Origin of the sequence: Clostridium formicaceticum (genome assembly GCF_001854185.1) — a bacterium.
In the GTDB taxonomy this organism is placed as follows: domain Bacteria; phylum Bacillota; class Clostridia; order Peptostreptococcales; family Natronincolaceae; genus Andreesenella; species Andreesenella formicacetica.
Window position 1 is genome coordinate 1,527,281 of sequence record NZ_CP017603.1, and the last position, 26,692, is coordinate 1,553,972.

General features: G+C 36.6%; 21 protein-coding genes. 19 read left to right on the forward strand and 2 right to left on the reverse strand.

Annotated elements, in window-relative coordinates; genetic code table 11:
- The first annotated feature begins 112 nt into the window (after positions 1–112).
- From BJL90_RS07125 to BJL90_RS07160, 8 genes are all read left to right on the forward strand, one after another.
- Positions 113–1,711, forward strand: a complete 1,599-nt coding sequence (locus BJL90_RS07125; RefSeq protein ID WP_070965875.1) for a PocR ligand-binding domain-containing protein — start codon at positions 113–115, stop codon at positions 1,709–1,711.
- Complete coding sequence (locus BJL90_RS07130) at positions 1,711–2,457, forward strand: response regulator transcription factor (protein ID WP_070965879.1); 747 nt, start codon at positions 1,711–1,713, stop codon at positions 2,455–2,457. Before BJL90_RS07125 ends, BJL90_RS07130 begins: the two co-directional genes overlap by 1 nt.
- A gap of 127 nt (positions 2,458–2,584) precedes the next feature.
- Positions 2,585–4,252 (forward strand): dihydroxy-acid dehydratase, encoded by a 1,668-nt coding sequence (gene ilvD, locus BJL90_RS07135; RefSeq protein ID WP_156778887.1) that lies wholly within the window; start codon positions 2,585–2,587, stop codon positions 4,250–4,252.
- Between the two features lie 298 nt (positions 4,253–4,550).
- Positions 4,551–5,732 carry an ABC transporter substrate-binding protein gene (locus BJL90_RS07140; protein WP_070965885.1) on the forward strand — a complete coding sequence of 394 codons (1,182 nt, stop codon included), beginning with the start codon at positions 4,551–4,553 and terminating at the stop codon, positions 5,730–5,732.
- A gap of 110 nt (positions 5,733–5,842) precedes the next feature.
- Positions 5,843–6,745 (forward strand): branched-chain amino acid ABC transporter permease, encoded by a 903-nt coding sequence (locus tag BJL90_RS07145; protein ID WP_472235307.1) that lies wholly within the window; start codon positions 5,843–5,845, stop codon positions 6,743–6,745.
- A gap of 3 nt (positions 6,746–6,748) precedes the next feature.
- A complete protein-coding gene (locus tag BJL90_RS07150) occupies positions 6,749–7,804 on the forward strand; it encodes a branched-chain amino acid ABC transporter permease (RefSeq protein ID WP_070965888.1) in 1,056 nt (351 codons plus the stop codon).
- Entirely contained in the window at positions 7,804–8,607 is an 804-nt protein-coding gene (locus BJL90_RS07155; protein ID WP_070965891.1) for an ABC transporter ATP-binding protein, read from the forward strand. The genes BJL90_RS07150 and BJL90_RS07155 overlap by 1 nt, the downstream gene beginning before the upstream one ends.
- Complete coding sequence (locus tag BJL90_RS07160) at positions 8,600–9,316, forward strand: ABC transporter ATP-binding protein (RefSeq protein WP_070965894.1); 717 nt, start codon at positions 8,600–8,602, stop codon at positions 9,314–9,316. The genes BJL90_RS07155 and BJL90_RS07160 overlap by 8 nt, the downstream gene beginning before the upstream one ends.
- A gap of 61 nt (positions 9,317–9,377) precedes the next feature.
- On the opposite strand, the gene BJL90_RS07165 is transcribed toward BJL90_RS07160, so the two are convergent.
- A complete protein-coding gene (locus BJL90_RS07165; RefSeq protein ID WP_236905041.1) occupies positions 9,378–10,268 on the reverse strand; it encodes an aminotransferase class IV in 891 nt (296 codons plus the stop codon).
- An 80-nt stretch (positions 10,269–10,348) separates the two neighbouring features.
- On the opposite strand from BJL90_RS07165, the gene BJL90_RS07170 reads away from it, so the two are divergent.
- The 10 genes from BJL90_RS07170 (at position 10,349) to prfB (ending at position 20,550) form a co-directional block, all read left to right on the forward strand.
- Entirely contained in the window at positions 10,349–10,825 is a 477-nt protein-coding gene (locus BJL90_RS07170) for a permease (RefSeq protein ID WP_070965897.1), read from the forward strand.
- A gap of 1 nt (position 10,826) precedes the next feature.
- Positions 10,827–11,369 (forward strand): permease, encoded by a 543-nt coding sequence (locus tag BJL90_RS07175; RefSeq protein ID WP_070965900.1) that lies wholly within the window; start codon positions 10,827–10,829, stop codon positions 11,367–11,369.
- Positions 11,370–11,445: 76 nt separating this feature from the next.
- The gene (locus tag BJL90_RS07180; RefSeq protein WP_236905042.1) at positions 11,446–11,808 is read left to right on the forward strand and encodes a flagellar protein FlaG; all 363 of its coding nucleotides are present in this window, start codon (positions 11,446–11,448) and stop codon (positions 11,806–11,808) included.
- Between the two features lie 39 nt (positions 11,809–11,847).
- Entirely contained in the window at positions 11,848–13,512 is a 1,665-nt protein-coding gene (gene fliD, locus BJL90_RS07185; protein ID WP_070965903.1) for a flagellar filament capping protein FliD, read from the forward strand.
- 17 nt (positions 13,513–13,529) lie between these two features.
- Positions 13,530–13,910: a flagellar export chaperone FliS gene (gene fliS / locus BJL90_RS07190; protein ID WP_070965906.1), complete on the forward strand. Its 381-nt coding sequence runs from the start codon at positions 13,530–13,532 to the stop codon at positions 13,908–13,910.
- Positions 13,911–13,918: 8 nt separating this feature from the next.
- Positions 13,919–14,398, forward strand: coding sequence for a flagellar export chaperone FlgN (gene flgN, locus BJL90_RS07195; protein ID WP_070965909.1), 480 nt, complete (start codon positions 13,919–13,921; stop codon positions 14,396–14,398).
- Positions 14,399–15,291: 893 nt separating this feature from the next.
- Positions 15,292–15,831 carry a ribosome hibernation-promoting factor, HPF/YfiA family gene (gene hpf / locus BJL90_RS07200; protein ID WP_070965912.1) on the forward strand — a complete coding sequence of 180 codons (540 nt, stop codon included), beginning with the start codon at positions 15,292–15,294 and terminating at the stop codon, positions 15,829–15,831.
- Between the two features lie 184 nt (positions 15,832–16,015).
- Entirely contained in the window at positions 16,016–16,621 is a 606-nt protein-coding gene (locus tag BJL90_RS07205; protein ID WP_070965915.1) for a DUF5317 domain-containing protein, read from the forward strand.
- A 134-nt stretch (positions 16,622–16,755) separates the two neighbouring features.
- Positions 16,756–19,431 (forward strand): preprotein translocase subunit SecA, encoded by a 2,676-nt coding sequence (secA, locus tag BJL90_RS07210; protein ID WP_070965918.1) that lies wholly within the window; start codon positions 16,756–16,758, stop codon positions 19,429–19,431.
- A gap of 14 nt (positions 19,432–19,445) precedes the next feature.
- A protein-coding gene (prfB, locus tag BJL90_RS07215) for a peptide chain release factor 2 (protein WP_156778727.1) occupies positions 19,446–20,550 on the forward strand; the annotation gives its coding sequence in 2 pieces (ribosomal slippage) (positions 19,446–19,508 and positions 19,510–20,550; 1,104 coding nt in all).
- A gap of 94 nt (positions 20,551–20,644) precedes the next feature.
- Here the strand turns inward: prfB and BJL90_RS07220 are convergent.
- Entirely contained in the window at positions 20,645–21,091 is a 447-nt protein-coding gene (locus BJL90_RS07220; protein ID WP_070965924.1) for a YaaR family protein, read from the reverse strand.
- Between the two features lie 187 nt (positions 21,092–21,278).
- Between BJL90_RS07220 and BJL90_RS07225 the strand changes: the two genes are divergently transcribed.
- Positions 21,279–26,684, forward strand: coding sequence for a DUF6240 domain-containing protein (locus BJL90_RS07225; RefSeq protein ID WP_070965928.1), 5,406 nt, complete (start codon positions 21,279–21,281; stop codon positions 26,682–26,684).
- Positions 26,685–26,692: the final 8 nt, after the last annotated feature.

Consider the following 26,692-nt stretch of genomic DNA (forward strand, 5'->3'; position numbering starts at 1 on the left):
TTTGTCATCCTATAGATAAAATTAGAAAATTTTTACGGAAGGAATAAGTTATAAAAATGGTATAATAAAAACAAGCATGATATAATAAAGAACAAAACATTGAGGGAAGAAAATGAAGAAAGAAAAATATAACAATAAAAATGTAATAAGGCCTTTAAAACAGTACTTTGAATGGGGAACGGTGAAGTGGCTTCATGAACCGGAAGAAGTGGACAAAGGGAAGTTGATGGTGGGGCACATTACTTTTTTACCCAATACAGAGCAAAAAAAACATCTTCATACAGGGGATGAACAAATACTATATACTTTGTCTGGTAAAGGTGTGCATTGGATTGACGGAGAAGAATATCCTTTATCCTACGGAAGAATCTATCATATGCCTCCTTATGCGGAACATGAAGTGAAAAACCTGACGGATGAAGCCCTAGAAATGATTATCGTGTATAATGCTACGAGTCTAGATTATAGAGAAATATTACCGCCAGTGGAATTTACAAAACGTTTTGCCATGGATAATTTAAAAAATATTATTGATGTAACCATGCTGCAAAAAATTCAAGATAAGTTTTCAGAGGCTTCCCAAATGGCGATTGTCATTAAAGATGAAAAAGGAGAAATTATTACAGAGCCCAGCAATCTTTCAGCTTTTTGCAAACTGCACTGCAGCTACGACACAAACTGTCATTTGAAGAATAAAAAGACCATAGAGGTGGCAAATGAGACGAAGGTGGCAAACTGCTGCCTGGATCTTGTGACAGTTCATACCCCTATATTTATGGGAGACACTTATATAGGCAGTATTAGTTGTGGGCCGGTATTTTTAAACGAACCTTCTAAAGAAACCATCAAGGTCTTAGAAAAAGAAGTTAAGGGAAATGAGGAATTGATGACCGCCTACCTTAACCTACGGAGAATGACGAAGGGAAGGTTGCATGCTATTATTGAATCCCTTATGACCATGAGTCATTTTATTGTGGAATCTGGTATCAGTCATTTAGCCCAGAAGGAATTGCATAAGAAAACGATTCAAGTATTAGAGGAGCAGAAAAAGAAAATAGAGCTGGAAAAAACGCTGCAAGAGGTGAAAATGGGGGTCTTACAGGCTCAGTTAAGTCCTCATTTTCTCTTCAACACCTTAAGTGTCATAGGAGAATTAGCCTATATGCAGGGGGCCAAGGAGGCAGCAGAAACCACTTTTGCTCTTTCCAACCTACTAAGAACTACGCTAAAGAAATCAGAGGAATTGGTGAAGGTAAAAGAGGAGCTAGACTATATTCAAGATTATTTATTTATACAAAAAAAGCGTTTTCAACACCTTATTCAGACAAAGATAGACATGGAAGAGGCTGTTTTGGACATAGAGATTCCCTTTATGACACTGCAAATTTTAGTAGAAAACACGATTGCCCATGGTGTAGAGGCTTTAGGAAGGGAAGTTACTATTACCCTTGAGGGAAGAAGAAAAAACAATTATCTATATTTACAGGTGATGGATGACGGTTGTGGTATAAAAAAAGAAGTCATGGAAAAGTTATTTGAGAAAAAAAGTGATGAAAAAGAAGGAACTGGCATTGGATTAAATAATTTAAAGGAGAGATTTTCCTACTATTATGGAGAAGACTTTCAATTTGATATACAAAGTCATTGGGGAGAAGGTACCAAGGTATTTATAAAACTACCAATAACCAATTACAAAAAGGAGCTTGGGTAATGAAGTTATTTGTTGTAGATGATGAAAAAATGATTAAAGAGTATATTAAATTTATCATTGCAGAGGAAGCAATGAAGATTGAGGTGTTTGAGGCTTCCACTGGAAAAGAAGCCATTGATATGGCTCCTAAAATAAAGCCTTTCGCTGTTTTGATGGATATTAAAATGCCAGAGGGCAACGGATTGGAGGCGGCTAGAAAGATCGTAGAAAAACTGCCTTACGTAAAAATTGTTTTTCTTTCTGCCTATGATAAATTTGAATATGCTCAGGAAGCTTTGCGGTTAGGGGCTATGGACTACTTGTTGAAGCCTATTTCTCCAGAAGACTTAAAACAATTATTAAAAAGGCTCTTGACTTTAACGGAAAAACAGGAAGCAAAGCCTGCTATAATGCGACAAGAGGAAGATGATGAAGATTATGAAGATGAAGTGATTGTAAAGGCGAAGGAATATATTCAAGCACATTATCATGAAAAGGTGCAACTGCAGGATGTGGCAAATTATGCGGGTTTAAGCAGTACGTATTTTTCTAAGTTTTTCAAACAAAAAACTGGTATCAATTTTTCCAACTATTTAAATCAAGTGCGACTTCATAAAGCCAAGGAGCTTATGAAAAATCCTAATTTGACTTTGAATGAAATTTCTTATCGCGTGGGATATGAGGATTTAAGCTACTTTAGTATTGTTTTTCAACGCTATGAAGGCATGACCCCTACCAACTATAGACGACAACTTATGACAAAATAATCAAAAATAACAAAATAATAAAAATAGCCATGACAAAAGATTCTAACTATTTCTTCAAATAATGAATAGTTTTGAATCTTTTTTTTTGATAAAGTATAAAAAAAAGCAACAGGGAGTTGAATCAATGATGAAAATTAACAATACTTATCAAGGTCCAGATCGAGCACCCCATCGTTCTTTATTTTACGCTATGGGCTATTTGCCAGAGGATTTAAAAAAACCAATTATTGGGGTTGTTAATGCCCATAATGAAGTAATTCCAGGACACTTTCATTTAGATGAGATAGCACAGGCGGTGAAGCTAGGGGTAAGTGCCGGGGGTGGAACCCCTATGGAATTTCCTGTGATTGGTATATGTGATGGTATTGCCATGAATCATAGTGGCATGAAGTATCCATTGTCTACTAGAGAGTTGATTGCTGATTCTATTGAAGCCATGACAGTAGGTTATAAATTTGATGGTCTAGTTCTAATAGGAAACTGTGATAAAATCGTGCCGGGGATGATGATGGCAGCTGCCAGAATGAATATACCTGCTATCTATATTAGTGGTGGCCCTATGCTGACAGGAAGCCATAAGGGAAAGACAGTGGACTTAATTAGAGGTGCTTTCGAAGCAGTAGGTTCTTATGCGGAAGGAAATATTGATGCACAACAATTAGAGGAAATTGAAATGGAATCCTGTCCAACTTGTGGCAGCTGTGCTGGGATGTTTACTGCCAACACCATGAATTGCCTTGCAGAGGCTCTAGGAATAGGTCTTCCAGGAAATGGAACGATACCAGCACCCTATGGACAAAGAAAGCAATTGGCAAGAAGAGCGGGACTTCAAATTATGGAGTTGGTAAAGGAAAATATTCGACCTAGAGATATTTTAACCCTAGGGGCCTTTAGAAATGCTGTTACTGTAGATATGGCTATAGGTGGTTCCTCCAATACAGTGCTGCATCTTATGGCGATTGCCAATGAAGCAAAGGTACCTTTAAGTCTTGAGGTGTTTGACGAAATCAGTAGAAAAGTTGCCAATATCACGAAGTTAAGTCCTGCTGGCACCTATAGTATAACAGATCTTCACAGGGCGGGAGGGATCTCTGCTGTTATCAATCAATTAATTAAAGCAGGTATGGTCTATCCCGATGAAATTACTGTTACTGGCAAAACATTAGGGGAAAGTGTGGCAAAGGCATCGGTTTGGGATAATGATGTTATTCGTGATATGGACAATCCTTATAACAAAGAAGGTGGTATTGCCATTCTTAGAGGTAACCTTGCACCAGATGGAGCTGTTATCAAACAATCGGCAGTAGAGCCTGAAATGATGGTGCACAAAGGACCAGCAAGGGTATTTGAATCAGAAGAAGAGGCTTATGATGCCATTATCAGTAAGAAGATCAAATCAGGCGATGTGGTAGTCATCCGTTACGAAGGCCCTAAAGGTGGCCCTGGTATGAGGGAAATGCTAAGTCCTACTGCTGCTATCGTAGGTATGGGCTTAGAAAAATCTGTTGCCTTAATTACTGATGGACGTTTTTCTGGGGGTACGAGAGGACCCTGTATAGGACATGTTTCTCCAGAGGCATCAGAGGGGGGACCGATAGGGATTATTCAAGAAGGAGATATGATTGAAATTGATATTCCCAACAGGATATTGAAGGTAGATTTAAGTGACGAAGAAATACAAAACCGTCAAAAGGATTGGAAGCAACCACCTTCAAAGGCAGAAGAGGGAACTTATCTATATCGCTATAGCAAGTTAGTTACCTCTGCCAGTACAGGAGCAGTATTTAAGTACTAAGATTAGTGTTTAACGCCAACAAGCGGATATAAGTAATATACAGGTACAAATTAATTCATACGAAAAACCATGAAGATGCAAAAAATCTTCATGGTTTTTTTACGTAAAAACCATTGTTTAAAAAACTTTTGTAAATTCTAAAATTTTGTATTATAATGAAATTATTGGATGAATATGGACAGTTGTTCTCCAATTATATACATATTTCTAGTTATTAGAAGCATATGTATAAAATGGATTCTTCGGTGATTTCTGAAGGATGCATATAAAAAAAGAAGAATCAAAAGGGGGAATTTACGTGAAAAAGTGGCTTTCAATTTTATTAGTTATGTTGTTGGTGGTATCATTAGGCTTAACAGGCTGTAGCAGCCAAGCACCAGCAGATACATCAGCGCCTGAAGGGGAGGAATCTTCAGAAGACGTTATTAAGATTGGTATTTTTGAACCAATCACTGGTGCGAATGCTGCCGGTGGTGCATTGGAAGTAGAAGGTGTTAGATTAGCAAATGAGCTATATCCAGAGGTATTAGGCAAAAAAGTAGAGCTTGTTATTGCCGATAATAAGTCTGATGTTGTTGAAGCAGCCAGTGCAGCAGCTAGACTTGTGGAAAGAGATAAGGTTACAGCGATTATAGGAAGCTGGGGTAGTGGTTATTCTATAGCCGCTGGAGATATTGTTAGAGATGCTGAAATACCAGCGGTTGCTGCATCTGCTACAAATCCTTTGGTTACACAAGGAAATGATTACTACTTCAGAGTGTGTTTTATCGATCCATTCCAGGGAACTGTTATGGCCAACTATGCCTTTAACAATCTTGGTGCTAAGAAGGCGGCGATTATGCAAGAGGTTTCTAATGACTATGCTGTTGGTTTGGCCAAGTTCTTTACAGACTCCTTTGTAGAGTTAACTGGAGATGAACAGGCAATTGTTGAAGTGGTTAATTACAATACTGGAGATCAAGATTTTTCTTCACAATTATTAAACATTGCTGCTAAAAATCCAGAGGTAATTTTTGCTCCTGGTAACTTTACTGAATCTGCGCTAGTGATTCAGCAGGCAAGACAATTAGGCATTGATATTCCGATTATTGGTGGAGATACCTGGGAAACACCAGAATTTATTGACATCGGCCAAGAGCATGTGGAAGGTGCTGTATTCTCAACCTTCTTTACATCTGAAACGCCGATTACAAAAGAATCAGAGGTTTTCTTAGATGCTTATAGAACCAAGTATGGTAAAGAACCTGCTGCTGTTACAGCATTGGGTTATGATGCTTACATATTAATTCTTGATGCGATTGAAAGAGCTGGAACAACAGATCCAGTGAAAATAAGAGAAGAGATTGCTAAAACAACAGGTTTTGAAGGAGCTGCTGGTGTAATCACCTTAGATGCAAATGGTGATGCTGTAAAGAGCGCTGTTATCAAAACTGTAAAAAATGGTGAATTTGTATACTTAGATACGATAGAGCCTTATTAGAAAGATGACTTTAAGTACTACGCTTCCCTCCTGTAGGAGGGAAGCGTAGTTATGTGATATACCAAATGGAAAAATTAGTATATAAATTCTAATGAGGTGGTGGACATAGAATGTTTGAGATGAGTTTTGATCAGTTTATGCAGTACTTGACCAACGGGATATCACTGGGGAGTTTATACGCACTTATTGCTATTGGTTACACTATGGTTTATGGTATTCTTCGACTTATTAACTTTGCCCATGGTGAGATTTTTATGATGTCCTTGTATTTTGCTTTTTATGGCGTTAGTGTCTTTAATATGCCCTGGTATCTATCCTTTTTGGTGGCAATTATTATGACAGCAGCGTTGGGGATGATGGTGGAAAGAGCCGCCTATAAGCCTTTAAGGGATTCACCGAGGATCACTATTATGGTTTCTGCTATTGGTGCTTCCTTCTTCATTCAAAATCTTGCCATCGTTATTTTTGGTGGTAGACCAAAGGCTTTTCCGAATGTAAAGTTATTAACAGATGTAATGAAAATTGGTACAGTTTCTTTTCAAAGGTTAACACTAATTATCCCTGTTGTAACCATTATTCTTCTATATAGTTTATTATTTCTAGTGCATAAAACCAAAACAGGCATGGCAATGCGGGCTGTGTCGAAGGATCATGAGACCGCTAGGTTGATGGGCATCGATGTCAACAGAATTATCACTATTACCTTTGGTATCGGCTCTATTTTGGCGGCTATTGGAGGGATTATGTGGGGAGCAAAATTCCCTCAGATTCAGCCAGCAATGGGGGTAATGCCAGGATTAAAATGTTTTGTTGCTGCCGTTGTAGGAGGGATTGGTAACATTACTGGAGCGGTGATAGGAGGATTTATCCTTGGTGTAGGGGAAATTATGCTGATTGCATTTTTGCCAAACTTGACGGGTTATCGTGATGCTTTTGCCTTTGTACTATTGATTATTATCTTGCTATTTAAACCAACGGGCATCATGGGAGAAAAAATATCGGAGAAGGTGTAGACTATGAAAAAGAGAAATGTAATTTTAACCATCTTATCTATCGTTTTGTTAGTACTATTTCTAGGGTATGCCAGTAAAAACTTTGATTCCTATAAAGTAAGAATTCTAAATCTATGTGCAATTTATGTGGTGCTAGGCCTCAGTATGAATTTAATCAATGGCTTCACCGGTTTGTTTTCTTTAGGACATGCTGGTTTTATGGCGGTGGGGGCTTATACAACAGCTTTGTTGACAATGACACCGGAAAGTAAAGAAATGACTTTTTTTCTAGAGCCTATTATTTCTCCACTGGCAGAGATAACGCTACCTTTTTTCATAGCCTTGCTGTTGGGAGGAATGTTGTCGGCCTTAGTAGCCTTTTTGATTGGTGCACCTACATTGAGGTTAAAAGGAGACTACTTAGCGATTGCAACCTTAGGTTTTTCAGAGATTATTCGTATCATTTTTACCAATACCCAAACCATCACCAATGGCTCTTTGGGATTGAAATCCATACCGAACACAACCAATCTTTGGTGGAGCTTTGGTACAATGCTCTTCACAGTGATGGTCATGGTTTCGTTAATTAACAGCAGCTATGGAAAAGCTTTTAAGGCGATTCGAGAAGATGAAATTGCTGCTGAAAGCATGGGCATTAATTTGTTTAAACATAAGGTGATGTCTTTTGTCATCGGTGCTTTTTTTGCTGGAATTGGAGGTGGATTATTAGGGAACCTATTAGGCACCATCAACCCTATGATGTTCCGCTTCGTCTTAACTTTCAATGTATTGCTGATTATTGTTTTAGGTGGTATGGGAAGTATCACGGGAACAGTGATTTCTGCTTTTATTGTAACCGCGGGATTAGAATATTTGAGATTTTTAGATGAATCCATCAACCTTGGTTTCGTTAAACTAGAAGGGATTGCTGGGCTTAGAATGGTAGTTTTTTCTGCCTTATTGATGATTGTAGTTATTTTCTTTAGAAACGGTTTAATGGGTACCAATGAATTTAGCTGGGATAATTTTTTTAACTTCTTTCAAAGAAGGCCCTTTAGCAAGAAGGGGGTAGGACAATAATGACAATGTTAAAAACAGATCATATCACAATGCGATTTGGAGGATTAACTGCTGTAAAAGAGCTTAACCTTCAGATTCATCAAGGAGAAATTATTGCACTAATTGGACCGAATGGGGCAGGAAAGACAACTGCCTTCAATATGATTACAGGCGTTTACAAACCGACAGAGGGTAAAATTATTTTTGGTGATGGAGAAATTACAGGATTGAAGCCCCATGAAATTACAAAGAGGGGAATGGCTAGAACCTTTCAAAATATTCGTTTGTTTAAGGAACTGAGTGTATTGGACAATGTATTTATTGCTAACCATCTACACTTAAAATCCAATTTATTTCAATCCATCGGTGGTAAGATGTACCCTGACTTTTTAGGCAAAATTTGGGAGCCTAAATATAAGAAGGAAGAAAAAGAAATCTTAGAAAAATCCCACATGCTGTTGGAGAAGGTAGGACTAATAGATTTAAGATACGAAAAGGCCAATAGTTTGCCCTATGGTGTTCAAAGAAAATTGGAAATTGCTAGAGCTTTGGCTACAGATCCTAAGCTGCTACTGTTGGATGAACCTGCCGCAGGTATGAATCCGAAGGAAACCAATGATTTAACAGATTTTATTAGACAAATTCGAGAGGAGTTTGACCTAACAATCTTCTTGATTGAACATCATATGCAGGTGGTTATGGATATATCCAATAGAATTTACGTTTTAGATTATGGTGTTACGATTGCAGAGGGCAGCCCCTATGAGATTCAAAACAATGAGAGAGTAATTCAAGCCTATCTGGGGGTGAGTGAAGATGCTTAAAATAGAAGATTTGAAGGTTTCTTATGGTGGTATTCAAGCCCTAAAGGGGATTAACTTAGAGGTACAAGAGGGAAAAATTGTTGCCTTAATCGGTGCCAATGGTGCCGGTAAAAGTACAACCCTTCGTTCTATTGTAGGTTTGATTAAGCCGGAGTCAGGAAGGATTACTTATCATGGGGAGGATTTATCTAAAATACAAACCAAAGACATGGTAAGAAAGGGGATCACCCTTGTACCTGAGGGTAGAAGAGTTTTTCCAGACTTGACGGTATTGGAAAATATAAAAATCGGTGCTTTTTATAGAAATGATGAAAAGAATATTAAAGAAGACATAGAGTGGGTCTATTCTCTATTCCCACGATTAAAAGAAAGAACATGGCAGCTGGCAGGAACACTGTCTGGTGGTGAACAGCAGATGCTGGCAGTAGGAAGAGCCCTGATGTCAAGACCAAAGCTTTTGATGATGGATGAACCTTCATTGGGATTAGCACCCTTGATTGTAAAGGAAATTTTCAATATTATTGAAGAAATTCATAAGCAAGGGGTGACAATTCTTCTGATAGAGCAAAATGCCAACGTATCCTTAAAAATCGCTCATCAAGCTTATGTTATGGAGACAGGAACAATCACCCTTGAAGGTACAGGCAAGGAATTGTTAACCAATGAAGAAGTAAAAAAGGCATACCTCGGGGAAAGTGTACATGGATAATAAGAAGGATAAAGAAACCTTTAGGATTTAATCCTAAAGGTTTCTTAGTGTAGACTTGTGATTATGACTGAGAATGAATTCTACCATTGATGTAATTCTCAATTGCAGCATCATAAGCCCTTTGTACTTTATAAATCGTTGCATTCCTTATAGAATCATAAGGCTTACCATCTACAGAGGTAATGGGCAAGACCTTCGGAGAAGTTCCAGTCATAAATAAACCGTCAGCTTCCCTTAAAAAAGTTAAAGAAATGGGGGTCTCCACTACGGAGAACTTCAAACTTTTACATAAATCAATAATGCGGTTTCTTGTAACCCCCTTTAGTACCTTTGCCGCTGGAGCGGTATAAAGAATATCTTCCTTGACCAAAAAGATATTGGAGCGACTGCCTTCTGTGATCTGCTGATGTTGATCTACTAGAATAGCTTCATAGGCGTCAGCTGCCTTCAGCGCCTCCTGTACCTGTTGACGAAAACTCTTTAAAATAACTTTGGCATTAGGATTTTCTCTTTCTCCTTGGTACAGTATAGCTGCTATGCCTTTTTCGTATTGTTGATGGCTAGGATAATTACTTTCAATAAAGAATAAAAATATATTTGGATAAGCTTCTTTGAGATTGTTGACAATAAGTTTTAAATTGTAGTGATAACACTTGTTGATTTCTACTAATTGATGAATTTGCTGTGTTATACTTTTCTTATCTATGGAAAAATCAAAGCCTAATAAATGGAAGGATTGATTCAACCGTTCTAAATGCTCCTCTAAAAAGAGGGGAATACCGTGAATGATACGAATGACTTCATAGACTGAAGTGGTTTTTGTGATTTCATGGGGATCAAATGCCTCAGCAGGAGCAATTTTCCCATTAATTAAAAAGTAGTCTTTGTGCATTTCTTTGTGACTTCCCTTCATTTTTACACCTCCATCTGCTAAGATTATTTTACCACCCATTAAATCAAGTGGGAAGAAAAATTTATTATTGCTCACCCCTACCCATAGGGGGTATAATATTTGTAAGGAGAGTGATAAAAGTGGCCAATCTAATCTTATATGCTACTGCCTTTGGTTTTTTAGGTGTATCCTATGTGAAAGATCGAAAAAAAACGAAAATGGCACTAAAAAAGGCTTGGAAAGCCTTTGAAAATATTTTGCCACAATTTTTAGGTATTATTATTGTTGTAGGGCTTTTGTTATCGATATTAAACCCTGAAGTGATTGCTAGGATCTTAGGGGGTCAGTCAGGCTGGTTTGGCGTGGTAATTTCCTCTGTGGTGGGGGCGATTACACTAATGCCTCCCTTTGTAGCCTTCCCCACAGCTGCATTATTATTGGAAAATGGTGCAGGGCTTATGCAAATGGCAGCCTTCGTATCTTCCTTGATGATGGTAGGGGTAGTAACGGCCCCCATAGAGATGCAATATCTAGGAAAAAAATTAACCCTGTGGAGAAATGTTTTAGCGTTTATTTTTTCTTTTCTTGTAGCTTATGTCATGGGAAGGGTGGTATAGGATGAAAAAAATGTTGAAGCGATATAGATTTTTCTTTGCGATGTTTAGTGTATTGGCGCTGGTTACTCTTACACATAGAAGTATTGGGGTAAAGGCCATAGGCATAGCGACCTTCAGCTTTAAAGAAATGGCGATGATTGTACCGCCAGTATTTCTTTTGCTAGGATTACTAGACGTATGGGTACCTAAGGAGCTGATGATTAAATACATGGGGGAGGATTCTGGCATCAAGGGAACTGCATTGGCTTTTTTAATGGGATCAGCAGCAGCAGGACCGCTTTATGCAGCTTTTCCAGCTGTACTGATCCTGATAAAAAAAGGGGCTGGCTTTAAAAATATTTTGGTTTTCATTGGAGCATGGTCCACCACAAAAATTCCTACCTTATTATTTGAAATATCTGCTCTAGGCAAAGATTTTGCTTTAACAAGATTGATGATAAATATCCCTGGAATCATTATTATGGCTCATTTGCTAAATTATTTTGTGGCTTCCAGAGAAAAAGAAAATATTTATGAAAATGTCAAGAAACTTGAAAAAGCCTAAAAAAAGTTAAACTTTCTCTGTGAACGAACCGATAATAAGTTATAGAGAAATATGTTAAAAACAGGAGGGAGCCTAGGTGAGATTAGAAGGGATGCAGAACATTCAAGTAAATCCTGGCGTAAAAAGTGTAGGTGAGCAAGGAAGCTATCAACCTATCAAAAACAACGGTGTTGAAATAAAACATCAGGAAAATGTAAAAGAAAAGGACAGATATACTGAGGAACAACTGGTGAAGGCGGTAAAGAAAGCTAATGAAAGCTTTGAAGCTTTTGACAGAAGATTAGAAATCACCATACATGAGGCAACAAAGCAAGTGATGGTGAAAGTAATCAATTCTTCTAATGACGAGGTTATTAGGGAAGTGCCTCCAGAAAAAATATTAGACTTTGTGGCTTATATGATGGAGGTAGCAGGTTTGATTGTAGATAAAAAAGTATAGAAGGTAGCCAAAAGAAGGGATGAGGAAGGAAGTGGGATCATGAGAATTGGGGGAATTGCCTCCGGCATGGATACGGAACAAATGGTTCAAAGCCTAATGAAGGCAGAGAGATTAAGAATTGACAGATTTTTTCAGCAGGAGCAGCGCTTAAAGTGGCGACAGGAAGCCTATAACAATATCAATAGAAGTATGGCAAACTTTATTTTGGATTCACGAAAAGCTTTTGGATTAACTACTGTTTCTAACACAGGCACGATGCTAAACAGGAGTGCTGAAAGTTTTAATTGGGTAAAAAAAGCTACCTCTAATGACGAAAGTATTGTGAAGGCTACTGCTAATGCCAATGCGATGGCAGGAACTCATAAAATAGAGGTGAAGCAGCTGGCGGATGTAGCTAGTGCCACTAGTAAGAACCTCAAAGAAGAGAATTTTGATGGTAAAATGCTTGTAGATGGGGAAGGAAAATTTAATTTTAATAAAAGGGAGTTAATACTGAGTACTGGTGCAGCTGAGGGGCGATCCATAAAGGTAGAAATTGGATCAGATACAAATATCAAAACAATGGATGACTTTGTAAAGTTTTTAAATACAGCTACATCAAAAGAAGAAGGAAAAGAAGACGTTAGTCTAGGCATGAGGGCTGCCTATGATAAAAGCTTAGGTAGATTGATGCTTACTACGAAAGAAACTGGTGATAATCAGTATATAAAAATAAAGGATACTACAGGAGATAATTTAAATTTTGCAGAAGTAGCATTTGATGCGGAACAGATTGATGGCGAAGGAAATCTAAAGATTAAAGGAGAGGATGCTAAAATCCTCTTTAACGGTCAAGAAGTAAAAAAATCTACCAATAACTTCTCTATCTTCGGTATTAACCTACAGCTTCAAGCAGAGCAGGCAGAGAATGCTGAGCCTATTACCATCCGTGTAGAAGCAGATACAGACAGTATCTTTGATAAAGTAAAATCTTTTGTCGATGAATATAATAAAATCATAGACATGATTAATGGGCAATTGGGAGAAAAGTATTATAGAGACTTTGCACCTCTTACTGATGAACAAAAAGAAGCTATGTCAGAAAAAGACATTGAACTTTGGGAGGAGAAGGCAAAGAGTGGACTGCTCCGAAATGATAGTACCTTGACCCGAACACTACAGACGATGCGAAGTAATTTATATGAAAGAGTAGAGAATGTTACTGGTAGCTATAACAACATCACACAGTTAGGTATTACAACAGGTGCTTACCAAGATGGGGGCAAGCTAGTGATTGATGAACAAAAACTGCGAAATGCTATCAATGATGACCCGGAGGGGGTAGTTAATCTACTATTTAAAACTCCAGATGCAAGTATAACAAATGACAAAGAAAAAATGAAAAATACAGGCTTGGTGCAAAGAATTTATGATGGTATGACCGATGGCATAAAGGAAGTAATAAGGCAGTCTGGTCCAGGTGAAGATGCTGCACTACTAAGAAATGTTCGATCCAATATTCTAATTGATTTTGTAACAGCAGGATCACAAAGTGTGCTGGATAAGGATCTTAGTAATATTAATTCTAGAATCGCTAGGGAAGAGATGCTTTTAGCAAAAAGAGAAGATCGCTATTGGCAGCAATTCACAGCCATGGAGAAAGCCTTATCACAAATGAATCAGCAGAGTGCGTGGCTGATGTCACAGTTGGGTCAGCAATACTAATAGGGGGAAGATAAGCAATGGCAATGCAAAATCCATATAATCAGTACAAAGAAAACAACATCATGACGGCTTCACCCGAAAATTTGACATTATTATTATACAATGGTGCATTAAAGTTTATCCATCAAGGCAAAATGTTTATAGAACAAAAAAATATTCAAAAGGCAAATGATGCTATAATAAGAACACAGGATATTATTCAAGAGTTAAATATTACCTTAGATATGCAGTATGAAGTTTCTAAAAACCTAAGGAGCCTATATACCTATATTATAGAAAGATTGGTGGAGGCTAATATTCATAAAGATACAGCGATATTAGAAGAAGTCAATGGGATGATTACAGAATTAAGAGATACTTGGAAAGAAGCCATGAAGTTAGCGAAAATAGGAAAATAGGTGGTTAGATGATAAGAGAAGAACTGGTGGCATACCTTCTTCGTATTAGCCAGGGAAAACTGCTTTTAGTAAATCATTTACTAAAAATTACACAGCAGCAGAGCAAGGCCTTGGAGGAAGAGGACATAAAAATCTTAGAAGATCTCGTTCAAGAAAAGCAAGGGATCATGGAAAAAATAGATGTGTTGGATAAGGAATTTATGGACAAGTACAGCCTCATCAAAGAAGAGTTAGGAATAGAAAACCTTCAGCAATATGAAGGGGAAGTTTCTGAGACCTTTAAAGAATTGAAGGAAAAAATAGCTGTTATTTTTAAAGTAATAGAAGAAGTACATGATCTAGATCAGGAAAACACAAAAAAGGTAAAAAACAATATTGCGAAATCTCAGCAAAACATTAAATCCATCAAAACAGGTAAAAGAGCCTTAGCGGGATATAATCAACCCTATAAGGAAAGTCATTCTTTCTTCATAGATAAGAAAAAATAATTTAAAATCTCATCTATGCTAAGGCTTAGGAGGAGAAAAAAACTTTTTTAGTGATGCTATCCACAGATGGGATCACATATTGTAAAAGAAAAATCCAGATAAGTCTTGAGAAGTGTAGGGATATAGTGTATAATAAAATAGAATGTGTATTGTACAATGGAAGGTCTGTGGTTGAAAGTCCATGCCAGTCGCAGGCAAAGGGACCCACGTAAGATAGTAAAAAACTTACTAACGATCATGGTGCGGCTTAGATGTTAGACCTGCCGGTGATTTCACCGAGAGGAGTAGTAGTGAAGGTAATCCCTGGGCGAACCTTCCAGCAGGCGAGTGTGGGGGCAAAGACCAGGTCAGCTTCTCTTGTACCATATTTACCATTGAAAAAGCTTTGACATTAAGTCGGGGCTTTTTTTAGTGCTTAATTTGTGGAATAAAAGAGATTTTATTGAAAATAATGTAAAAGATAAAAAGTAAAATATTTAGAAGATTTGTATAACAAGGATAAAATATGTAATAGAAAATTCAGAATTTACAGTTGTCCCTGACTGTGCACATATATATACACATGCTGTTTCCTTTGAAAATAAAGTTATCAACAATGTTATTAACATTATCCACAAAAACTATTTATACATATCCACATAAACAATTATTTTGTAAAAGAAAAACGAATACTTCTGTGGATAAAAAAACACTGACTATTTTCCAATAGAAATTCATATAATAACTTTAAACGAAGACAATTTATTTATTATTTTATAAAAAATAAAAAAACTTTGTTTGACAAGCTCTGCTGGGGGTATGTATATAGATACCTACATCATTAACTTTGTTTTATAATTTTAAGTTGATTTTTATCAGCTTAATGTAGAATAGAAGGGAAAGGAGCTGGAGATATGAAGGTCATTATAAGTGGAAAAAACATAGAAGTAACCGAGGCTTTGAAAGGGACAGTTGAATCGAAAATCTCTAAGCTAGACAAATATTTTAATGAAGGAGCTGAGGCACAGGCTACTTTGACAGTAGAGAAAAATAGACAAATTATAGAAGTAACAATACCTATCAACGGTTCTATTTTGAGGGCAGAGGAAGTTACTCATGATATGTATACTTCTATTGACAAGGTTGTAGATAAATTAATTCGCCAGCTAAGAAAGCATAAAACGAAGATGGAGAAGAATCGTGTGAGCAATTATGAAACAATTCGATTCGAAAATATACCAGTATTCGAAGAGGAAGATAGGGATGTTGAGGCAAAAATTGTAAAAACAAAGCGTTTTGCGTTAAAACCAATGGTATCTGAAGAGGCAGTACTACAAATGGAGCTGATTGGGCATAATTTCTACGTATTCGCTAATGCTGATACCGATGAAGTAAATGTTGTTTATAAAAGAAAAGACGGAAACTACGGATTGATAGAGCCTGAATTCGATTAGGACAAATTTTAAATAAATAAAATTTACAAGGGTAGATCGAAAGATCTACTCTTTTGTGTATGAAAATTTAAATCAAAAGAAGCATATTCATAAACTTTCTAAAAAATAGCAGGAAAAAAGTATTTTCTATAGAAAAGTTATGAAATAAAGAAAGTTTTTAAAAATTCGAAGGGTTGTGATTTGTGTGGTGCTAGAGGCCATCGTATTAGGATTAATTGTAGGGAAAATTCGGGGAGGTCAGTTTAGAAGATTGGGTATTACTACTTTAAGGTTTTCGTGGGTTATTTTGCTGGCTTTTTCCTTAAGGCTGGCAATCTCTGTGATGATTTCTCTAGGGCATCCCGTTGTTATACATTATAGAATGATACTTTATTTAGCCTCCTATATCCTGTTGTTTGTAGCATTATTCTTCAATATGCATTTTAAGTGTATGTGGCTTATCACAATAGGTAGCATAACAAATTTTTTAGCGATTTTATTAAATAAAGGAAGTATGCCTATCAACATGGAAACATTAGAAAAATTTGGATTTGAAAATATGCTAACTTCTATTCAATTAGGAGTACTACCTCAATATATACCGATGGAGGAAGCGGAGCTTTACAGTACCTACCTGGGAAAAGGTCTCTCTATGCCTTCTATTTATCCTTTGAAACAGATTTTTAGTATAGGAGATCTTCTCATTGTAATAGGAATATTTTTCCTAGTGCAGCATATGATGTCTTCTAGTTTGTATCATAAAACCTCTAGGGTATTACATTTCGATCATAAAAGCAAACCGTCTTTGTAATGAAATCTTCTTTTTATTGTTTTAAAAATAGATAAATGATACAATAATAGGATAGATAGGCAGGTATAATCAAGTTGAGGCTAATAAGAAAAAGCCTCTCTTAATTTTGCAAATATATAAATGAGGTGAATTACTTGAAACAGTTATTTGAGAAGGTTTTTGGCACCTATAGTGAAAGAGAACTTAAAAAATTAGATAAAATTATTCAAAAAATAGAAGCTTTAGATGAGGTTTATTCAAAGTTAAGTGATGATGCATTAAAACAAAATACTTTTGAGTTTAAAGAACGTATACAAAAGGGAGAAACTTTAGATGATCTTCTTCCAGAGGCATTTGCCACTGTAAGAGAAGCCTCCTTCAGAGTATTAGGTATGAAGCATTATAAAGTACAGTTATATGGAGGTATTGTACTGCATCAAGGTCGTATCGCAGAGATGAAGACTGGGGAAGGTAAAACCCTGATGGCAACCCTAGCAGTTTACTTGAATGCCCTTGCCGGCAAGGGAGTACATGTGGTTACCGTAAATGATTACTTAGCTAAGAGGGACTGTGAATGGATGGGAAAGGTCTATCACTTTTTAGGACTTTCTGTAGGAGTGATTCTTCATGGATTGACACAGCCAGAGAGAAGAATTGCTTACAATAGTGATATTACCTATGGTACCAACAATGAGTTTGGTTTTGATTATTTAAGAGACAATATGGTGATTTATAAAGAAGAACGCGTCCAAAGGGATTTAAACTATGCGATCGTGGACGAAGTAGATAGTATTTTAATTGATGAAGCTAGAACACCACTGATTATCTCAGGGCAGGGAGAAAAGTCTACAAAAATGTATTTTATTGTAGATCAATTTATAAAAACCCTAAAGGCGGAAGTGGACTTTACCATAGACGAAAAAGCAAACTCTGTTTCATTAACAGAGGAGGGGGTAGAAAAGGCTGAAAAATCCTTTGGCATTGAAAATCTATCGGATTTATCCAATATGGAATTATCTCATCATATTAATCAAGCCCTGAAGGCCCATACCCTCATGAAGAGGGATAAAAATTACGTGGTAAAGGATGGAGAAATTGTTATTGTAGATGATTTTACAGGCCGTTTGATGTTTGGAAGACGCTACAGTGATGGATTACACCAGGCGATAGAGGCTAAGGAAGGACTTGAAATCCGAAGAGAATCCAAGACCTTGGCCACCATTACCTTTCAAAATTACTTTAGAATGTATAATAAGTTATCAGGAATGACTGGAACAGCAAAAACAGAGGAAGAGGAATTTATGTCTATTTATAAAATGGATGTTATAGAAATTCCTACCAATAAGCCGATCCTCCGACAAGATCATCCTGACGCCGTTTATCAAAGAGAAATAGGCAAGTTTCAAGCTCTTGCAAAAGAAATCGAAGAAAAACATAAGAAGGGGCAACCAGTATTGGTGGGCACCATTTCTATTGAAAAATCAGAGGAATTATCAAAGTTATTAAAGAGGAAGGGTATTCCCCATGAAGTATTAAATGCCAAACATCATGAAAGAGAGGCAGAAATTGTTGCTCAAGCAGGTCGTAAAGGCGTTGTTACCATTGCCACCAATATGGCGGGACGTGGTACCGACATTCTGTTAGGAGGAAATCCTGAGTTTTTAGCAAAACAAGAGATGAAGAAAAAGGGCTATAATGATGATTTATTAGCGGAGACTACGAGCTTTACAGATACAGACAATGAAGAAATTCTTGAAGCTAGAAGAACCTATGAAGAACTTTCTAAAAAGTATAAAGAAAAAACAGACCAGGAACATAAGGAAGTAATTGCTGTAGGAGGTCTGCATATTATTGGTACAGAAAGGCATGAATCACGAAGAATAGACAATCAGTTAAGAGGCCGTGCAGGCCGTCAAGGAGACCCAGGTTCCAGTCGATTCTATATTTCTCTAGAGGATGATTTAATGCGTCTTTTCGGTGGTGATAAGATGCAGGGCTTTGTAGAAAAAATGGGGCTGCAGGAGGACGAAGCAATAGAACATAAGCTTCTTTCTAGATCAATTGAAAATGCTCAGAAAAAAGTAGAAGGAAGAAACTTTGGTATTCGTAAGCATGTATTACAGTACGATGATGTTATGAATAAGCAAAGAGAAGTTATTTATGGGGAGCGTAAAAAGGTGTTGGCGGAGGAAAATATGAGGGAACATATTTTCAACATGCTTGCTAATATCATAGATAATGCTATTGCTATTTATACCGCTGATGCTCAATATCCTGAAGAATGGGATTTGAAAGGCTTGGAAGAAAATTTAAGTAATATCTTTTTGCCTAAGGAAACCCTTGCTTTTGACAATGTAGAGGATTTAACCATTGAGACACTAAAGGAAAAAATCATGACGCTTTGTGAAGAACTTTACCAAACAAAAGAAGAAGAGCTGGGCCAAGAGAGAATGCGAGAAATTGAAAGAGTTGTTCTTTTGCAGGTGATTGATACGAAGTGGATGGATCATATTGATGCGATGGATCAATTGCGTCAAGGAATTGGTTTGAGGGCAATTGGTCAGGTAGATCCTGTCAGGGCTTATCAAATTGAGGGTTATGATATGTTCCAAGAGATGATTAATAAAATTCAAGAGGATACGGTAAGATATCTGTTTAATATTGAAAAGGAAGTAAAAGTTCAACGAAGACAAGTGGTGAAGCCAACCGCCTCCAATCATGGTGGAGAAGATGCTAAGGCAAAACCAGTAGAGAAAAAAGAAGAAGCTGGACGAAATGACGCATGCCCTTGCGGTAGCGGTAAAAAATATAAAAAGTGCTGCGGAAGGTAGGGAAGAAAGAATAGATGATTAATTTAGATATTTATAGACAGCAGCTTTTAAAGCTCAAGGAAGAAATTGAGGAAATGAGGGTTTCTCTTTGACATAGAAACATTAAAAACAATACTTGAGGAGTATGAAACCAAGATGACGGAAGGCAGTTTTTGGGATCATCCTCAACAGGCTCAAGAAATATCCAAAAAGGCAAAAGATATACAGGGAAAAATAGAAGCCTATGAGGATCTAAACACCCGTTATGAGGATTTGGAGACCATGGTGATTTTTATAGAAGAAGGAGACAGCTCCTTTGAAAAAGAACTGATAGCCGGTTTGGAGGTTTTGGAGAAGGATATAGCCGCCATGAAAATAGAAACCCTATTGAGGGGAGAGTATGATAAGAATAACTGTATCTTATCGATACATGCTGGAACTGGAGGACTGGATGCTCAGGACTGGGCTAAGATGTTATGGCGAATGTATACCCGATGGTGTGAGGAAAAAAATTACAAGGTAAAAATGTTGGATTTATTACAGGATCCTGAAGCTGGTATCAAAAGTGTGACGCTTTTGATAGAAGGATTAAATGCTTATGGTTATTTAAAGGCAGAGAAGGGGGTACATCGTTTAGTAAGAATTTCTCCCTTTGACTCCTCTGGAAAACGCCATACATCTTTTGCTTCTGTGGATGTTATGCCAGAGATTGATGAAACAGTGGAAATAGATATCAAACCAACAGATTTGAAAGTAGATACCTATAGGGCCAGTGGTGCTGGTGGGCAGCATGTGAATAAAACTGATTCTGCTGTTCGTATTACCCACATACCCACTGGTGTGGTTGTACAGTGCCAAAACGAAAGATCGCAGCATAGCAATCGTGAGACTGCCATGAAGATGCTGAAGGCAAAACTATTGGAGTTAAAGGAATTGGAGCAAAAAGAAAAAATCGAAGATTTGCAGGGAGAGTATAGTCAAATTGCATGGGGCAGTCAAATTCGATCCTATGTGTTTAACCCCTATAATTTAGTAAAGGACCATCGTACCAATGCGGAGGTAGGGAATATTCAAGGGGTTATGGATGGGGATATTAATTTATTTATTAATGAATTCTTAAAAAACAGCAGAGATCAGTGATCTCTGCTGTTTTTTTAAAAACTTACATGAAATTTCTAAACAGTTTACTACAGATGATTTATAAAACAACAAGGACCCACAGTAATGTGGGTTCTTACATGAATGTATCAAATAACATTCCTCGTATATCATCTAATCTTTTTAATACATTAATGCGATCTACTTCCTGGGTTAAAAATTCCTTCGTTAAGGCTTCTAGTTCACGATCTACTTTTTTTACAATACAATAAACCCTATGGCGACCCCTACGGTCTAAAAAATTCTGCTTAGAAAATTTGTGGGAATTTTTTACGGCTACATCTAAAAATTCTCTAACCAAATTTTTGTATCGAACCACTTCACTTAGATGAAGCTTCTCTCCTATTTTCTCTGACTGTTTTACAATTTTTTCATAGAGACCCTCAAGATGTTCTCTTACATGTTGCGATTGAATATCTTGAAATTTCGAGATGAACTGGCTTGCTTTTACGTCAGTTTTTTTATTTTGAGATTCTATTTTACTTAACATTTCATTAATATGAACAGCACTAATTTTATCCATAAAATTTCCTCCAATGAGAACACAGTAAAAGCTATAAGTACATTTTACAACAAAAACGAACTTTGTACCATCATATATTCTATCGGCAAATAAATAAAAAACATTAATGAAATGCTATTTTATTTAAATTAAAGGAAGAGAAGAAAAATGACGATAAAATAAGCAGAAGGTAAAAGGCGGTGACAAAATGAACAGTAATATTTTTCAAAAACTAACCTTAGGAATTCGTCATCAACATTATGGTAAAAGTGCCGAATCCTTTAAAATCAAAGGAACCTTAGTGCATAAAGAAGCAAATCACATTACCCTTCACTTAGGTGATAACAAAATGCTAGAGGTACAGTTGAAGGGTGACATTGAAGGAGAAATAGGAGAAACTGTCGTTGTAGACAAAAAAGATTTCGTAAAATCTAAACTATATGATGAATCTGATACAAAAGTCCTGGATGAAATTTCTGAAGAGGAAAGTGAAGCAGAGCTATTAAGGAAACTAGATATTCCTGTCAATGAAACCACAAAAAATGCGCTAACCGTCTTAGAAAAGCATGGGATGAAAATTTCTAAAGAAAATATTCAAGCCTTCGTTAGTGCTAAGGAGCATTTAGAACAAGTGGTAGAGGGGCTAGACTATGATACAGCCATTAAGCTTTTGAAAAAAAATGTAGATATTTCAGAAGAGGCATTACAAAAGTTAGCTGTGGGTATACAGGAGGTTAAAGGAGAAAAGGAAGGTTTTTCACTACGAAAACTTTTTATGAGAAAAAAGGAGTTATCTACAGAGGATGCAGAAAAAATTTCCATGAGGCTTTATGGCAGCAAAATGGGTAAGGATATTATTGATACTATGAAGGCCCTACATAAGGCAGAGATGGATATTACAAAGAAAAACATCCATCGAATCCATGATGTTATCAGAAAAGTGGATGACCTTCAGGACATAAAAGAGGAGACCATCATTGATGCTGTAAAAAATAAAATCGATGCAACTGTAGATTATCTATATAAATTAAAAAATGCCGTAGTAAAGGGAAAAATTCAACCACAAAAACATATAGGACAGGCTGTTGCTAATCTCTATGAAACCACATCCTACAGAGCTCCTCAAGTCACAGAAAAAGACTTAAGGACAATGGAGGAGGATATTAGGGAGCTTTTAGCAAGAGAAGAAGTGAAGGCAACAGAAGAAGCTGTACGACTTTCGAAGGATTTTGTTAAGGCTGGGCTAGACCTTACAAAGGCGAATATTGAAAAGGTACAAGAAATTAAAGAGGCAATTAAAGAATTAAAAGACCATCTTAATTATGAAAAAACAGCGGAACTTCTAGGCAATGGGATAGAGGTGGAAAAGGAAGAAATTACAGAGCTGGTAAAACAAATAAAGGAATCTGAAGATGAAAAGATAAAAAGGTCTGAAGGGACAGAAAAAGTAACGGAAGAGGCGTCTGTAAAAGAAACTTCAAGAGAAATGATAGAAGAAATAAAAGAATTAATGAAAAGCATAGAAAATAAAATACCACAAACTACAGATGAAAAAGCGCTTCATGAACTAAAGAAAAAAGTTGCTGAGCTAAAGGATAAAATAGTAGAAGTAGAGAAATTGAAAATTCCTGAAGTGGCAGAAAAAGAAAAAAACGAAATGCTGCAACAACTGAAAAATATTATGATAGAAGTAGAAAATATCAGGAATCAAGAGGATATGAAAAAAATTCAAGCAGAAAAAATAAGTGTAGAAAAAACAGAGGGAGAGAAAGAAAAGTCAGAAGATACGGAAATAGAAAAACCTCTGGGAGAGTTAGTGGAAAAGATAAGAGAAAAAGAAATAGAGGTAAAAAATCTACTGGGTAAGTTGGAAAAGTTGGAGAAGGTAGAAAATGAAAAATTGATAGAGTTGATTAAAGAAGAAAAATCCATCAATATAAAAACATTGATGGCGCTGGTAGATAAACGAGAAAAAACGCTAAAATTCTCTAAGGCTTCAGAAGGGTTGGAGGTTTCAAGGGTTTCATCAGCCGAAGCAAGGGTAGTGGCGGATACTAGCCTGAGATTAGCAAAAATGTTGAACCAATTAAAGGACTTGAAATTTGATACAGTAGCTTTTCAAATGAACAACAAGCTGCCTATGACCCTAAAAACCTTATCCACCAGTCAGGAACTGCTAGAGGTCAGAGAAGAAGTACAACACCTGACAGAAAAAAGTGGTGAAACAGCAGCAAAGGAAGTAGAAAAACTACAGGAAAGAAGTCAAGGATTGGCCAAGCATCTACAGCAGTATATGAAAGAAACTGTGAAACTGCCTAAAATTGCCATGGCAAATACGATGGAGGCAATTAAAAGCTTTATAGACAAAAACGGAGAAAAACTGGGGCTAACAGCAGAAAACAAGGATATAGAAGCAGTGCAGGCTTTGGTAAAGAACAGCATTCCTCTTAGCAAAGAGAATATAGCAAAACTTTATGAAACCAATCTTCACGTGGAAAATATCACAGAAAATCTAACCACCACTACGGTAGATAAAAGTTTACAGGAGGGCCTACAGTTAGAGGAAGTGGAGGTAAAGGATTTAGCAGAATATATAGAAAATCAGACAGTCAAAGAGATGCCGAAAGAAGCTACACAGGAAGTGGCAAAAAAAGCAGCAGAAGAGATCAAAGAAATATCTAGAGAAACAGTGAAGGAAATATCTGTAGAGATAGATAAGCATCTTAAGGAGATAAAAATCAAGGCAGCTGAATTAGAGGAAAAAATGCCAAGAGAAGCTTTTGAAGCAGTAAAAGAAGCGGTAGCAAAGTTAAAGGTTCCTGAAATAGAAGGTAAAGAAGAAAAGAAAATATTACAGCAGTTAAAGGATGCTATCGTAGAAGTAGAAAAGATTAAACCCCAAGAGCATGCAATGAAAACAGATGAAGAACGAATAAATGTAGAGAAAATGCTGACAGAGGTGGTAGAAAAACTAGAAGAAAAAGAAGTAATAATAAAAAATCTACTGGGTAAGTTGGAAAAGTTGGAACAAGTAGAAAGTGAAAAGTCCAACAATATAAAAACATTAAAATTCTCTAAGGCTTCAGAAGGGTTGGAGGTTTCAAGGGTTTCATCAGCCGAAGCAAGGGTAGTGACGGATACTAGCCTGAGATTAGCAAAAATGTTGAACCAATTAAAGGACTTGAAATTTGATACAGTAGCTTTTCAAATGAACAACAAGCTGCCTATGACCCTAAAAACCTTATCCACCAGTCAGGAACTGCTAGAGGTCAGAGAAGAAGTACAACACCTGACAGAAAAAAGTGGTGAAACAGCAGCAAAGGAAGTAGAAAAACTACAGGAAAGAAGTCAAGGATTAGCCAAGCATCTACAGCAGTATATGAAAGAAACTGTGAAACTGCCTAAAATTGCCATGGCAAATACGATGGAGGCAATTAAAAGCTTTATAGACAAAAACGGAGAAAAACTGGGGCTAACAGCAGAAAACAAGGATATAGAAGCAGTGCAGGCTTTGGTAAAGAACAGCATTCCTCTTAGCAAAGAGAATATAGCAAAACTTTATGAAACCAATCTTCACGTGGAAAATATCACAGAAAATCTAACCACCACTACGGTAGATAAAAGTTTACAGGAGGGCCTACAGTTAGAGGAAGTGGAGGTAAAGGATTTAGCAGAATATATAGAAAATCAGACAGTCAAAGAGATGCCGAAAGAAGCTACACAGGAAGTGGCAAAAAAAGCAGCAGAAGAGATCAAAGAAATATCTAGAGAAACAGTGAAGGAAATATCTGTAGAGATAGATAAGCATCTTAAGGAGATAAAAATCAAGGCAGCTGAATTAGAGGAAAAAATGCCAAGAGAAGCTTTTGAAGCAGTAAAAGAAGCGGTAGCAAAGTTAAAGGTTCCTGAAATAGAAGGTAAAGAAGAAAAGAAAATATTACAGCAGTTAAAAGATCTTATCGTAGAAGTAGAAGAAATGAAAGTTCAAGAGAATACAGAAGAGGTGAGTGCAGAAAAGATAGGTTCAGTAAAAACAGAGATAGAAAAAATAAAGATGGAACAAGCAGAGATAAAGCAAACAGATGTAAAGGGAGTTCAAATCCAGTCCCAAAAGACGGGAGTAGAAAGAAGAATAGCAAGAGAAAAAGAAGAAGTCTTACAACAAGTAAAGGATGCTATAGCAGAGATAGAAAAACTCCAGCCTCAAGAGAATAAGGAAAAAGTAGATGTAGTAGAAACGATAGATCCAGAACAAGGAAAGGTAGGGACAAAAGCTTTAAGTTTAGGATTTCAACGCTTAGAGATGCTGGAAAGGCTTGAAAAAATAGAAATGGGTACATTGATTTTTCAAATAAAGAATCAACTTCCTATGACCATAGAAGCCTTAGAGTTAAGTCAGAAGCTTTTACAGGGGGAAATAGAAGCCATAGAGATGCAGGAGGGCACTCAGCTACGATTTCCAAAGGAGCTTCCATTAGGAACAGATATTATAATTAAAAATTATTTGAAGGAAAATACACCGCAGCTAGGGGCTATAGCAGAGGAAAAGAACATTAAAGAAGTTATAAGAAACCTTCTTGAAAATAACCTGTCTTTGAATAGGTCAAATTTGCAGAAGGTATATCAATTTCAAAAACATCTAGAAGCCATTAAAGAAGGCCTAACAACAGATCTACTTGAAAAAATAGAAGTACAGGGCATGACATTAGATAAAATACTGCTAAAGGACCTAAGGGATTTTATAGAGAGGGAGATTCCTGCAGATTTATTACAAGAGGAGAATGTTCTTAAAGATGAAATGTTAAAAGGGCTACTGCAAAGCATGGAGGGTATTACCTATCAGCAAAAAGATAGCATTCTTTCTTTGCTCTTAAAAAATGCCATACCTGTTACATTGAAGGAAGTGCAAAACCTTTCCTTCTTTTTAGGCAATCAACAGCAAATAGGATATCAAATGAAGGAAATCCTAAAGGCGATTGAGAAAAGTCCTAGAAAAGAAATAAAAGAAGTTGCTTTTAAAATGAGGGAACTACTTCGAGAGGTAGACGAAGCTTTAAAAGTGGGGAAGATAGAAGGCAATAGACCTTATGAGGAGTTTGGAAGACTTTTAAAGCAATTGGAGACAAAGACCCATCTGCTAGACAATGAAAGCAAGACATCCTTACAAAAATCAGGAGAAAAGCTTTTGGATTCTTTAGAGATTCAAATGCATCTAAACAAGGAGGATACAGTCTTGCAATTACCTGTGATGATGGGAGATCAGCTGAAAAATCTTCAAATTTATATCATGAAGGATAAGAAGGGCAGTAAAAAAATTGATCCTAGAGATATGTCTATTCTTTTAAACTTTGACACCAATACCATGGGAAATGTAAATGTGTATGTGGGGGTAAATTATAAAAGGGTTGTTATGAAGATGGGACTCAATCATCAAGAAGATCAACAACTGATAGCGAAATATGAAAATCAGTTGAAGGAACTTTTACAAGAGATGGGTTATGAGCTAAAGGATTTAAGCTTTAGGGTGGAAGAAGAGCAACATATTTTGACAATGGCAGATGAAGTAGCTACTAATGAAAAAAGAAAGAAAAGCCTTTTGGATGTAAAGATATAGAGGTGTAG

Bases quoted from the DNA above. Each gene is read 5' to 3' on its own strand.
- BJL90_RS07125 (WP_070965875.1), top strand. From the start codon at position 113: ATGAAGAAAGAAAAATATAACAATAAAAATGTAATAAGGCCTTTAAAA.
- BJL90_RS07130 (WP_070965879.1), top strand. From the start codon at position 1,711: ATGAAGTTATTTGTTGTAGATGATGAAAAAATGATTAAAGAGTATATT.
- ilvD (WP_156778887.1), top strand. From the start codon at position 2,585: ATGAAAATTAACAATACTTATCAAGGTCCAGATCGAGCACCCCATCGT.
- BJL90_RS07145 (WP_472235307.1), top strand. From the start codon at position 5,843: ATGTTTGAGATGAGTTTTGATCAGTTTATGCAGTACTTGACCAACGGG.
- BJL90_RS07150 (WP_070965888.1), top strand. From the start codon at position 6,749: ATGAAAAAGAGAAATGTAATTTTAACCATCTTATCTATCGTTTTGTTA.
- BJL90_RS07155 (WP_070965891.1), top strand. From the start codon at position 7,804: ATGACAATGTTAAAAACAGATCATATCACAATGCGATTTGGAGGATTA.
- BJL90_RS07160 (WP_070965894.1), top strand. From the start codon at position 8,600: ATGCTTAAAATAGAAGATTTGAAGGTTTCTTATGGTGGTATTCAAGCC.
- BJL90_RS07165 (WP_236905041.1), bottom strand. From the start codon at position 10,268: ATGGGTGGTAAAATAATCTTAGCAGATGGAGGTGTAAAAATGAAGGGA.
- BJL90_RS07175 (WP_070965900.1), top strand. From the start codon at position 10,827: ATGAAAAAAATGTTGAAGCGATATAGATTTTTCTTTGCGATGTTTAGT.
- fliD (WP_070965903.1), top strand. From the start codon at position 11,848: ATGAGAATTGGGGGAATTGCCTCCGGCATGGATACGGAACAAATGGTT.
- fliS (WP_070965906.1), top strand. From the start codon at position 13,530: ATGGCAATGCAAAATCCATATAATCAGTACAAAGAAAACAACATCATG.
- flgN (WP_070965909.1), top strand. From the start codon at position 13,919: ATGATAAGAGAAGAACTGGTGGCATACCTTCTTCGTATTAGCCAGGGA.
- hpf (WP_070965912.1), top strand. From the start codon at position 15,292: ATGAAGGTCATTATAAGTGGAAAAAACATAGAAGTAACCGAGGCTTTG.
- BJL90_RS07220 (WP_070965924.1), bottom strand. From the start codon at position 21,091: ATGGATAAAATTAGTGCTGTTCATATTAATGAAATGTTAAGTAAAATA.
- BJL90_RS07225 (WP_070965928.1), top strand. From the start codon at position 21,279: ATGAACAGTAATATTTTTCAAAAACTAACCTTAGGAATTCGTCATCAA.